This is a genomic window from Marivita sp. (assembly GCF_048006345.1).
Classification (GTDB): domain Bacteria; phylum Pseudomonadota; class Alphaproteobacteria; order Rhodobacterales; family Rhodobacteraceae; genus Marivita.
Genome location: NZ_CP180351.1, coordinates 4,328,066 through 4,340,511 on the forward strand (window position 1 = coordinate 4,328,066; position 12,446 = coordinate 4,340,511).

Sequence of the window (12,446 nt, forward strand, 5' to 3'; positions counted from 1 at the left end):
ACGATGCGATAGCGTGCTGGAGTGATTGCAAAGAGTGGATGAATTCGACAAGCGGATCCTCCGCCTTGTGCAACAGAGCAACCGTTTGACTTCGGAGCAATTATCCGAAGAGGTAGGCTTGTCGGCCACTGCTTGCCAGAAGCGACTGAAGCGTCTTCGCGAAAGCGGCGTCATAGTGGCCGATGTAGCAATCGTGGACCCTGTGAAGATCGGTCGATCTCTGACGCTTGTCGTGGGTGTCAGGCTGGTAGGACAGTCGGAAAAGCTTCTTGCAAAGTTCACCGCCCGAATGCAGGAGGCTCCGGAAGTCCAGCAATGCTATTTTGTTACAGGCGAGGATGACTGCATCCTGATCGTTTCGGCGCGCGACATTGCAGAATACCGCGCTTTTTGTTCTCGCTACTTCGTCAAAAACCCAAATGTCACAAATTTCCTGACCCGTGTGGTGACCGAGCAAGTCAAAATGACGACGGCCTTTCCGGTTGTACCGTCGGAAAACCAACCTGAGGCGGGTTGATCCATGCCGACCGCGCCCTTGTCTGACGTGAGCGCCCATTGGACAGATCTATGGGTTTGAGCAACGGAGGATTTCTGGTTCATCGAAGCCATTGTGGAGCGAAGATGAACAAGACATCCGGAACATCGATGTACTAAAAGCCCTGTCGTCTTCGAACGGAAAGGCTCCGAAACGCGCCTTGGCTGCACGAAAATCCGACAGGTTCATTATCGTACAGATGCCAGATTATTCCTGTGCAGTTGCTCCCTATTTGAGCGGTTCGAGGCCCAATGCTTTGGTTCTCCCGCTTCGACTGTCTGGGAGAATAAAAACTGTTTCGTGATACTGATCAGCGGTTTACCCTACGTCATCTAATGAGTCTTGGGGGAGGGGCGATGGACACGCAGGGTTGGGATGTATTGGCAGCGTGTCGGCAAGACGATCTGAACAAACTGCTGGCCAAGAGGATGGGGGAATCCCCACCAACGTTGTCATACCCCGGTGCTGGCATTGATATCGAAATTGTATTCGAGCCTTGGCAAATCACGAGTTTCGGGACCGACAAAACACTGACCCTCCTTCTGCCTATCAAAAGGGGTACCCTGAAGGATTCAGGGAAGTTCTCGGTCAAACCGCAAATCGACCTCTCTGGTGTCAAGATAGAGGTTTCTGTGCAGATCGACTTTGTCGATAACGCGGCAGGAACGGCATCCGATCTGAAATTCCAGCTCAAGACCGCTGGGAAATCGAGACAGGATAAAACCAACGGTGCAGTTTTTGTGATGAATGCCGATTTGGACGGCACGCTGCAGAAGGAAGATCCCTCGGGCAACTCGGCGACCCAACTTAAGGAGCATATCCCTCAGGTCCTGATCGCACATGCCGACAAGTTGAGCTACGCGCTGACATCCCTGAACATGGTTCCAAGCAGCGAGCGGTCCTGGATCAAACCTTTGGTCAAACATTTTATGTTTGCGCAAGGCACCAAGGACAAGAACGGTCAACAGGAACCGGGCCATCTCGTGGTTGCGATCATGGTTCGAGACCGACCACCGGCAAGCAGATCAGACAAGATCGACGATGCCCTGACCAACAGTTCTTCTGGATTGAATATGGCCTTCGCACCAGATTTGTTTCTGGAGCATTTCATCATGCCATCACTTCCCAACTCCTTTCAGAACCCGAATTACCTCGTGTTCAAAATGAAAGGAGACAAAATTCAATTGGCAATAGGGCCGATGTCCAAAGCTCCGTACATTTCAACCGCAGCTGAATGCAAGCCCGTAGATCATTGGGGAACGGGATATACACCGTGGCTCTATCCTTTGACCGTCAGCATCGACGATGATCTGATGACGGTCCACGCGGACGGGACATTTGACATCACGGGACTTGCGGACAGCTCTGTGTCCTTCTGGTTCACACAGTCGTTGAAACCAGAATTCGACGCCAAGACACAATCTCTCAAGTTCAAGGCTTTTGGCGATACCAAGTCAGACTATCACAAACATATCCCAGCCTGGATTTACATTGTGTCAGGCGTTGCTGCGTTGGCTGTTCCCCTGATCGTCGCCGCTGTGATCACTGCGATTGTCGATGTTGTCGTAGCCGCAGTCACCACGGCTGTTGCGAAGCAAGCTGCGGGCGCCGGCGGACAGCAAACCAAGCTTGGGGATCTTGCAGACGCACTGGTTCAATGGCCAGGCAGCAAGTCGGTCAATATTTCAAAAGCAGATCTCGAAACTGCATTTGTCGTTCGCGGTCATTTTGAAACCTGATTTCATAGCCACAGAAAGGAAAATTTTCACATGGCATTTATCAAAACAACAGAACTCGCGGCGACACAATCCACCGATGAAGTCGACCTGTTTCTGTGGGATATCGTGAATGCGACCACGTTCAAGGGAGTGAACAGGTCGGTTGTGCTTCAGGACAAGACCCCAAAAACGTTTGACAATGGGACACCGGCGCCGCCAGCAGGTGTTGCGATTATCTCAGGGGCTTGGGAGACGTGGCAACTGACCAACGGCGGAAGTGGCCGTGATGTCATGATGGAGTTGCCGGTAAAGTCCGGAACAACGACCTATACCATGCGGACGCCGAGCTATGCCAAACTCAGCCCTCCAGCTACGAATACGGCAACACAGGGAAATGTATCGCTCGGCGCAGATGGATTGACGCTCCAGTCGCAGGACCTTAAAACCCTTAACGCGCACGCCTTCAGCGAAAAGGCCCCCAAGACCGGCAAGATCTATTTCGAAGTGACGGCTTTGACCCACGGCTTCGGTCTATTGGTCGGTTTGGCTCCGCTCACTGCGCCTGCGTCGAACTTCTGGACCGATTCTGCCTCGGTGTCCTACCGATCGAATGGCATCATCCATTATGGCGGGCAACCGCAAGGAGTGCTGAACGCGCAAGGGGCAAAGGAAAATGGCGCGCAATGGAGCCTTCCCAACGACACGATCGGCATGGCAGTCGATTACGACAATGGCCAGGTTTGGTTGCGTGGACCGGATGGGTCGTGGCAAGGAGCCAATGCCGACCCTGCGCAGAACATGGGTGCGCTGACCACGTTTGATGTCACGAAAGACCTTTATCCGCTGATCGGTGTGTTCTCACAGGCGAGTGTTCGCATCAATCTGGGCCAAAAGCCTTTTGTTCATGCCCAGCCTTCCGGGTTCGACCGAGGAATCAAGATCAGCGATTCCTCCGATCGCACTCAGGATTTGGCGGGTTTGAAAATCGCTGCGCGGGTGACGCTTCATAAAAAGGATAGCGGCAGCAACACGAAGGCTCTGATGGTCAATGATCAGGCCGGAGCCACAACGCAAGCTGTCGAAATCCTTTCGATCACGCGGAACGGCGCGCCTGTGGTTCCTCCGGTCCAGTCCGCATTCGATGCATGGCTCAACGAGCCTGCCAACCTTTCGCAATTCGACAACATCTTTCATGCCATCGACTATGCGAAACTGGCATCACAAAGTGGTCAGATCAAAGACACGATGAAATGGATCGCGCCTGTTTATTCAGACTACGCGGTTGCAGATATCCCATCTGCCTCGTCCGGCGAACCAGAGGCCGTTTTTGCGGTTTTGAACCAGACGGCCAAATCGACGGTGGATAAAAACACTCTCGCCGCACAGGTGTCGCCGGATCTGATTGCCAATCTGTCGGGCAAAGAAAACGCCGTGGTCGCCATTTCGGCCGAGCGTCTGACCGAAGAGATCCTTCTGGCAGGCGCACATGCCGCGGCGGCGGATGGTGAAAAACCCGATTTCCAGATCAGCAATGACAAGCGCGTTGTCACCAACGCCGCAGAATTCAAGCTGCGTCCGACGAAACTTGCCCAAGCTGGCGATGTTGTTCAACCCATCGTACCACCCGGTGGCTTTACGATGCGGATCGTCGGGCGGCGGATCAAAATCGAATATACGGGACTGCATTTCGACTTTGCGAACAACGTTCTCAAACAAAACGAAAAAGTAACCTTTGGCTACCAGCAGACAATGTTCCTGGAATTAAAGGAACGCAGCGATGGGTCGCATGTGTTGATACCCACCTTCAACGATCCTTTGGGCAAACAGCCAAAGACGAAAGGCGAGATTGTCGACTGGAGCAACGTGATCGACAAATGGACGGTCAGCATGAAGCTGGATCCACCTACTCAGGATAAGACGATGCTTTGGATCGGGCTTGCCTGTGGGGCCGTGGGCATCGTGTTGGGTGGCTTTGCAATCTATGGCATTTATAGTTGCGTAGCGGCGGCTGGATCGGAGGCCGAGTTTTTCGGCGATGTTGCCATGCAAGACATGCAGGCCAATAATGGCCAAGGTGAATGGGACATGCCTCCTGTTCAAGACGCTGGTGGGACGTTCGGACCTTTTCAAGATTTCCCACCGGCCATATTGGTACAACAACAGCAGCAAATAGGTGTTGCGGGCAATATTTACGATAGCTTTAACGCACCGCTTACTCTTTCGAATGCCGTTGCTGAACCGAACCTATCAGCGAGTCTCGCTTCGACATCCAAAGCAGCGCTGTCTACGGGGTCGCTTTTGTACACACCACGCTGGGGTGTGGCGTTTAGCGGCCTGAAAACGATGGCCGGACTGGATCACGTCAAAGAGCTCAACCTGACGGAACAGGACATCAAAAAGTTCGCAGGCGAGGATGTGGACGTACTTGGTCTTGAAACAACCGTGCAGAATTTCCTGAAAACCGCACTCTCACCCTTCGATTGGCCCGAGACCACTGGCTTCGATCTGACATCGGCAAACCTGCAGGGGGCACTTTTACTGCAAGGCGAATTGAAGTCCTCGACCGTTCAATCGTCAGCAAAGAAAGGATTGAAATCATGACGTTCTTGCCCGAAGGCTGTGTGTTTCCGAACCCGGATGTCGAACTTCAAGTTGCAGGCGGTCCACATGAAGTCGGCCTGCAAGGGTGGGATACCGCCAGCATCCTGACCTTGGACGCAATGAACAAGGTGGTGAAAGGCCAGAACATCACGCTTCCCGCCCTTGGTCAAACCAGCACGTGGAACGGGGAAATCCATGGTGTCTGGGACAGTTGGGACATGATCCCCGACCCGAATGCGGTTGGCGGTGCGGTGCGCTTTTGCTGTACCCTGAAATCCGGGCACGCCATCGATGTAAAAGGTACCCAGTACCCCGTTCTCAAGGGGACAAAGGTCTACATCACTGTCAGTATCTCACCGGTCAAAGACCCAAGCGTCAAATTGACGGACCCCACGGCAGACGCGGCGCAACCCGGCGAACCCTGGGCGCTTTACGTTCAAAGCAAACCGCACAACCACGTAGATGCCGTGACCGTGGACATGATCGAACCGTCCACTTTGACGGGGCCGTTCAAGCCTTTATTCGAGCTATGGTTCAACAAAGAGATCACGTCATTCAACCCTTTGTTCCATGCGGCGTTGCTCAACACGAAAGCGGCGCACGGGGCGTACCAATGGGTCAAGCCGACGCTTTTGTCCTACGCGTCGCTGACGAATGCCGGGGGCGACGGGTATTTCGCGGCCTTGTGCAAGACAGACAAGAAAAATCCATCTTGGAAAAAGCTTGCAAACCAGATCGACAGCGCGGTTGCGGATGATTGGCCGTCCGGTGTGAACTCCATTTTCGCGATCAGTGGGCCCCGATTTGCCGAGGAATTTCTCAAGCGCGGTGCGGTGCACATCTTCAAAGGGGCTAAGCCCGAAGACTTCGATGTCGACGGCGACCAGTTGATCGTCACCAACAACAAGATGTTGGTTTGGGGCGACTTCCAATTGGAGGATGGAACTCAAGTCAGCCCAACCGTCCCGAAGAATGGCCTGACCATGAAGGTCGTGGAAGACAAGCTCTCCGCAGAATTCACAGGGGTGACCTGGAACCATCCACTCCTTGTCGGAAATGACGTCTTCACGCTGAACTTTACGCAGAACGTCTATCTGAAGCTTGCCAAGAACTCCAAAGGTCAGCCGGTCATCATGACCACCAATGACTACAAGGCCCAGAAAAAGAAAAAGGAAGTGCCCGACATTGAACGACCGCACATTTCTGCCAGACCGGATCGCACGGCCGTCGAATTCGACAGATGGACGCAGATTGTCGGGATGGTTCTATCCGTTCTGTCTATTGGTGCCTATTCTGCAAACAAGTGGATTTTGACTGCGGCGGCAGATGCAAAGACAGCAACCGCCGTGACAAACTGGATCAACTCAGCCGACGACGTTCTGAATGTAGCTGTAGACGGCGAGGAAGCCATGAACTCGGTCTCGCAAACCGTGGCAGACTCCGGCAATCTTGCCGCAGCGGCCGCGTTCGTCGGCGCATCACGAACGGTGCTGGACATAAAATACGCCGTTTATCTCTACCGCTTCTATGCATGCGCCGGCATTTTGGCCGCAATATTGGGGGAGGCCGTGTATATAAACAAGCTGGCAATTACAAGCGATCAAGAGTTTGATCCCGATACACTGCCTGACCTCAACAACTTTCTCGAAAACGTTTTGGGGGCTGAGCAATGGCCCGGAGTCACGGGCACAGAGCTTAAACACGTGCGATTGGCGCAATCCCTCTTGCTGTATTTCAACCGGACGATGTGACCTCATGCTCGAAGCCTATATCCAGAATCCGCTGCTCATCGAGACTGCACCCCCTCCGACAGAAGAAGCGTCGACGTTGGACTGGGATACCGTCTTTGCGGTGAGCTATGACGATATCAACAGTGCCATCAAGAAAAACAAAGGGTGCAGACCCACACATTTGGTTTGCCCGCCATCAGGCTATTTCCAGTTCTCGGTCAACGCGACTTTCGGCGACTGGCAGATTATTCCGGGTGGCGATGGCGATAGCGTGCATTTCCTTCTGCCAATGACGGATATGACCGCGCATTACGTATTGAAGGGCACGCCAGGGACGGTCACCTGTGATGCCATGACGATGACCGTCGCGGTCAAGCTGGCTCTTCTCCCGCATACTGGACCCGCGAAAGACGCCGATGGCAACCTCCTGCCGCCGCCAGCCAAGGGCACGACACGCCACGCATTGAGGCTGAGAACGACCGGCACAACGCCTCAAGACCCGATCGCAAGCGTGGTGAATGTGGATTATGTCAAACCATTATCCGACCCTAGCGCCAGCACCCCGATCCGCACTTGTCTTGATAGCTGGGCGCTGACCCAAATCCACACGTTCGAACATATCTTTGCATTCATCGATCTCAACGACCAAATTGACCACGGCGACTTTGCCTTCACCAAGCCTGTCACAACCAGTTACGCCGTTTGCGATACGATTGACAAAAGTTCTGGACTGCTGGCTGTTCTTTCAATGACATCATCCGACCCGGCGCCTGCTATTCAGCAGGTCTCAAGCCAGGCGATCCCGGACGGCGCGACTGCTGCGTTCCTGATCCGCCGCAAGAGATTCTTGGTCGACATGGTCAAGCCGGGACTTCTAAAGATGTGGCCAAACCTCGACGACAGCATGCTTGAACTGTCCAAAGACGCGCGAAGTTTGCGCATGAAAGACGGAACATCCGTCATGTTGCCCGACGTTACGCACAACGGAACCACCTATTCGCCCGAACTCCTGAGCTTTGATTGCAAAGTCTCTGGAAACGAGCTGGTTGTAACGACCAGCACGCAGGTCGAAGTTTCACCGGGCATTTATGGCACGTGTTTTTCGCGAACCTACTACGAACTTGAAATCGGAAAGAGCAAGAAAGGCGAGCAAATCATCAATTACAAGCAGAGCCGAACACCCAGTATTCAAAAAGGTCACTGGTCAAAACCCGGTGTTGAAGTCTTGCAGACCGTATTGACGATCATTGCGGCCGTTCTCGGGGTCGTTTTGATCGTGTTGACAGACGGCGCTGCGGCAATTGTAGTTGCAGCCCTGCTGTTCGTCATGATCGGGCATTTCGCAGTTACCAGCTTGCAGGACAAGGCGCTTGATGCCGCACCGGGACTCAGCGAAATGGCCAAACACTTTACCGGCGCCATCAAATGGACGTCGCGCCATATGCATCTCACCTCCAGCGGCCTACACGAGTCCTTGCAGCTTGGCGGAGACTTCAGTTGATCTGACACTTTGGTCAAAATCTCTGGACACGGGACGGCGCCGGATCTCCCGATCAAACTTGATCTAAAGAGCCATGCCAGAGCCAACTGGTGTTTCCACGTGGTACCCCGATGGCGGTCTGGTGATGCCATCGGGATCGCTCACGACAATCGAGAAACTCTCCGCGATTTTGCGAAAAGTGCCATTCTCGTTGCCGTGCTCTCTCCATTCCGAGAAGACAACTCGGGCCTGCGCTTGCTCTGAAAGGCCTATCGGCTGCGGTCTGAAGTGCTGCCGCGATGAGGTGTCCGTTCTGCACATTCAGCGCAATTATTTTGCCGGCAGCGTTCTAGGAAAGCATCAACAGATGCTGCGCTAATTGCACGCAGCGACCCCGTGCCGGATGAGTTCTTTCCCGAGAACGGTGTGATAGCCATTCGTTCTGTGCCGGGCACGATCAAGGAACCATTGCCGCACCGCGGGTGGGTAATGCGATGCCAGAACTTCTGACCAGTAGTCAAAGTGGACGGGCAAGAGGGGTTGGCCATAATAGCTTGGGCCATGAAAACCGAACCGGGTCTCGGGGCTGACGCAGACGTTGCCAGCGCCAAGATACATCGTACAGGACGACAGGCAAACGCCTCCGCGGATTTCGACACGTCTGTTTTCGGCCTTTAACTGCAGCACTTCCTGCGCTCGAGTCCCGATCACACCACCTCGATCATTGCCGACAATGAGCGCCGCGGACTGGGCCGCGGACGGTTGTGCGAGAAGGGCAAAAAATGCAGCCGAGACAAAGGCCAAAGGGATTTTATTGCGCAGGCATGGCTGCGCATTTGGCAAAAGAGCCATTGGAGTACCTCAATGTTCGATATTCATCACCAAGGCGCGCTCTTCTGAACCCGCCCACCACGCGCCCAACAAAACAGCGGGTTGTTAAAAGCGGGTTGAGAATTGAATTTTCCTAAACTCGGAAAAATTCAAATCGCTCCGTTATTGGCGGATGTGCCGGGCGTCAGACGCCGACATAGGTTTCGGACACGTCCGGTGTCATTTCTACGAACGCGCCCGACCACACGGTTTCGCCACGGGCAAGGATCACCGCCCGGTCCGACACCTGCGCCAGTTCGCGCACCGATTTGTCGATGAGCAGGATTGCGGTTCCGGTCTCTCGTTTCAGGCGTGCGATGGCGGCCCAGATTTCCTGTCGGATGATCGGGGCGAGGCCTTCTGTCGCCTCGTCGAGGATCAACAGGCGTGGGTTGGTCATAAGCGCACGCCCTATGGCCAGCATCTGCTGTTCACCGCCAGACAGGGACGCGGCGCGCTGGGTGCGGCGCTCCCCGAGACGCGGAAACAGGTCCGCAATGGTTTTGAGGGTCCAATCGCCTGGTTGGGCGGCGGCAATAAGGTTTTCCTCCACCGTCAGATCGCGGAAACAGCGCCGCCCCTCGGGGGCGAGGCCGACTCCCAACCGCGCCACCTTATGGCTGGGCAGTCCGTGTAGCGATTGCCCGGCAAAGCTCAGCCCGCCGTCCGACGCAATCATACGGCAGATCGCCTTGACGGTCGTCGTCTTGCCCATGCCGTTACGGCCCATGAGTGCAACGACCTCGCCCTCGGCCACGTCCAGTGTCACACCGAACAGCACCTGTGCCACGCCATAGCGGGCGGTCAGGTTTTCGACCGACAGCAGCGTCACGCCTCTTCCCCCAGATAGGCCTCGCGCACGGCGCGGCTCGACTTGATCTCCTCGACCGTTCCGGACGCGATCACCTGTCCGTAAACCAGCACGCTGATCCGGTCGGCGAGGGCAAAGACCGCATCCATGTCGTGTTCCACCAGCAGGATCGGTGCTTCGGCCCTGAGTTGGTCAAGGAACGCCGTCAGCAGTTTTGATCCTTCCGCCCCAAGCCCTGCCATCGGTTCGTCCATCACGAAGGCTTTGGGCGACAGGGTCAGCGCCACGGCGACCTCAAGCTGACGTCGTTGCCCGTGTGACAGCTCGGCACAGCGGGTGTGTCGATGTTCGATCAGCCCGACACGCTCCAGCGCCGCTTCGGCCTTGGCGGTCAGCGATGTGTCCGAGAGCGCCCGCGGCCAGAACCGCCACGGATTGCCCGACGCGCCCAAAGCGCCCAGCACGACGTTTTCCAGAACGCTGTCTTCCATCGCCAGTGCCGAGATCTGGAACGTGCGTCCCAACCCGGAGCGTGCGCGCGCTTGTGTGCTGTCCTGCGTCACGTCGCGCCCCAAAAGGTGCACCGAGCCTGAATCTGGCCTCAGCCCCCCGCAGATCTGCGCGATCAGTGTCGACTTGCCCGCGCCATTGGGACCGATGATGGCGTGGATTTCCCCTGCGCGCAGGTCGATGGACACATCGTCTGTTGCGGCCAAAGCGCCGAAATTCTTGCACAGATTGCGTGTGGCAAGGATTGGCTCAGACATGCGCGCCCTCCTTGCCGGTCAATAGACCGATGATCCCACCACGCGCAAACAGCACGATCGCGAGCAGGATCAGGCCCAGATAGATGTGCCAGAACTCGGTCAGCGCCCCCAGCCAATGCTCCAGCGCCACAAAGAGACAAGCGCCGACCACGGGGCCATAAAGCCGCCCAACCCCGCCGATGATGATCAACACGATCAATTCGCCCGAAAGCTGCCAGCTGAACATGGTGGGCGACACGAACCGGTTGAGATCGGCAAAAAGCGCCCCCGCCAAACCGGTGATTGCGCCGGAGATCACAAACGCGACCAGCTTGAGCCGCATCGGGTTCAGGCCGACCGTCTCAACCCGCGTCGGGACCTGTCGGGCAGCGTTCAACGCCAGCCCAAAAGGCGCGTTCTGGAGCCTCGCGTTCAGGAACAGCACAATGCAGAGCAGCACAAAGCACAGTCCGAAAAACTGGATTGGCACCAGCGTGTTCAGTCCGGGAAAGCCGTTCCGCACATAGATCGACAGCCCGTCTTCGCCGCCATATGTGCTCCAGGAAATGGCGAAGTAGTAGAACATCTGCCCGAAGGCGAGGGTGATCATGATGAAATAGACACCCGAGGTGCGCAGGCTCAGCAGCCCGATGATCCACGCGGCAAGGGCGGACATGACCACCGCCACCAGCCAGATGATTGGCATGGACTTGGTGCCCGCAAGGCTCATCCCTAAGAGATCAAGCGAGGTATAGGTCTGCGCATGGTAAGCAAGGATGCCCATCGCATAGCCGCCAATGCCGAAGAACACTGCATGCCCAAGGCTGACCAGCCCGCCGATGCCAAGCGCGATGTTCAGACCCACTGCGGCAATCGCAAGGATCACCGCGCGGGTGACAAGGGTGATTGTGAACGGCTCGTCGACGACAATGGCCCAAAGAGGTACCGCCAGAAGACCTGCGAACACAATCCAGTTGACCAGACGTTCGGGTATCATGCGCGCGCTCCGAACAAGCCGGTGGGCCGCCAGATCAGGACAAGGCTCATCAAGATGTAGATCGCCATGGAGGCCAGCGCCGATCCGGTCTGTGTGGCAGCACCCGGCTCCATGAACAGTTTGAACAGCTCCGGCAGGAAGATGCCGCCCAGCGTGTCGGTCAGCCCCACCAGCAAAGCACCGATGAACGCACCTTTGATCGACCCGATGCCGCCGATCACGATCACCACGAAGGCAAGGATCAGTACGGGTTCACCCATGCCCACCTGCACCGACTGGATCGCGCCCACAAGTGCGCCTGCCAGCCCCGCCAGTGCAGCGCCGATGGCAAAGACCAGCGTGTAGAGCAGCCGGATATCGACCCCCAGTGCGGCGATCATCTCGCGGTCATTCTCGCCCGCGCGGATCTGGATGCCGATGCGCGTCCGTTCGATCAAGAGCCACAGACCCAGCCCGACCAACAGTCCGACGGCAATCAGCGTCAGACGGTAAAGCGGATACTGAATACCGCCGGGCAGGGTGATTGGCCCGGACAGGTAGTCGGGAATATCAAGGAAAAGTGGGAACGACCCAAAGAGCCACCTTGTGCCTTCGGAAAAGATCAGGATGAGCGCGAAGGTCGCCAGCACCTGATCCAGATGCGCCTTGCCGTAGAGCCGTCGGATCACCGTCATCTCGATCAGCGCTCCGGCGATGGCGGCCACGGCCAACGCGGCGGCCAGAGCCAACACAAACGAACCCGTTGCGCCCGCCACGGCGGCGGCGGCAAAGGCGCCGATCATGTAAAGCGATCCGTGTGCGAGGTTGATCAGGCCCATCACACCAAAGATCAGCGTCAGCCCCGCTGCCATGAGAAACAGCATGACGCCGAATTGCAGTCCGTTGAGGACCTGCTCGATGATCAGAAGTGTCGACATGCCTGCCCGAAACCCGATGTGCCGGGGCAGGACCCCGGCAC

The 12,446-nt window shown here is 56.1% G+C and carries 9 protein-coding genes; 5 read left to right on the top strand and 4 right to left on the bottom strand.

What is annotated here, in order from left to right; translation table 11 throughout:
* Positions 1–34: 34 nt before the first annotated feature.
* The 5 genes from ACMVPR_RS21035 (at position 35) to ACMVPR_RS21055 (ending at position 8,085) form a co-directional block, all read left to right on the top strand.
* Complete coding sequence (locus tag ACMVPR_RS21035; RefSeq protein WP_416884450.1) at positions 35–517, top strand: Lrp/AsnC family transcriptional regulator; 483 nt, start codon at positions 35–37, stop codon at positions 515–517.
* Between the two features lie 374 nt (positions 518–891).
* Positions 892–2,274, top strand: coding sequence for a TULIP family P47-like protein (locus ACMVPR_RS21040; RefSeq protein ID WP_416884451.1), 1,383 nt, complete (start codon positions 892–894; stop codon positions 2,272–2,274).
* Positions 2,275–2,304: 30 nt separating this feature from the next.
* Positions 2,305–4,854, top strand: coding sequence for a TULIP family P47-like protein (locus ACMVPR_RS21045; protein WP_416884452.1), 2,550 nt, complete (start codon positions 2,305–2,307; stop codon positions 4,852–4,854).
* Positions 4,851–6,605, top strand: coding sequence for a TULIP family P47-like protein (locus ACMVPR_RS21050; protein ID WP_416884453.1), 1,755 nt, complete (start codon positions 4,851–4,853; stop codon positions 6,603–6,605). Before ACMVPR_RS21045 ends, ACMVPR_RS21050 begins: the two co-directional genes overlap by 4 nt.
* Before the next feature lie 4 nt (positions 6,606–6,609).
* Positions 6,610–8,085, top strand: a complete 1,476-nt coding sequence (locus ACMVPR_RS21055; RefSeq protein ID WP_416884454.1) for a TULIP family P47-like protein — start codon at positions 6,610–6,612, stop codon at positions 8,083–8,085.
* Positions 8,086–9,079: 994 nt separating this feature from the next.
* On the opposite strand, the gene ACMVPR_RS21060 is transcribed toward ACMVPR_RS21055, so the two are convergent.
* From ACMVPR_RS21060 to ACMVPR_RS21075, 4 genes are read right to left on the bottom strand one after another with little or no spacing between them, the layout of a single operon-like run.
* Entirely contained in the window at positions 9,080–9,766 is a 687-nt protein-coding gene (locus tag ACMVPR_RS21060; RefSeq protein WP_416884455.1) for an ABC transporter ATP-binding protein, read from the bottom strand.
* On the bottom strand, positions 9,763–10,512 hold the full coding sequence (locus tag ACMVPR_RS21065; protein WP_416884456.1) for an ABC transporter ATP-binding protein: 750 nt from the start codon (positions 10,510–10,512) through the stop codon (positions 9,763–9,765). The genes ACMVPR_RS21060 and ACMVPR_RS21065 overlap by 4 nt, the downstream gene beginning before the upstream one ends.
* Entirely contained in the window at positions 10,505–11,488 is a 984-nt protein-coding gene (locus tag ACMVPR_RS21070) for a branched-chain amino acid ABC transporter permease (protein WP_416884457.1), read from the bottom strand. The genes ACMVPR_RS21065 and ACMVPR_RS21070 overlap by 8 nt, the downstream gene beginning before the upstream one ends.
* Positions 11,485–12,405 carry a branched-chain amino acid ABC transporter permease gene (locus ACMVPR_RS21075; protein ID WP_416884458.1) on the bottom strand — a complete coding sequence of 307 codons (921 nt, stop codon included), beginning with the start codon at positions 12,403–12,405 and terminating at the stop codon, positions 11,485–11,487. Before ACMVPR_RS21075 ends, ACMVPR_RS21070 begins: the two co-directional genes overlap by 4 nt.
* Positions 12,406–12,446 lie beyond the last annotated feature (41 nt).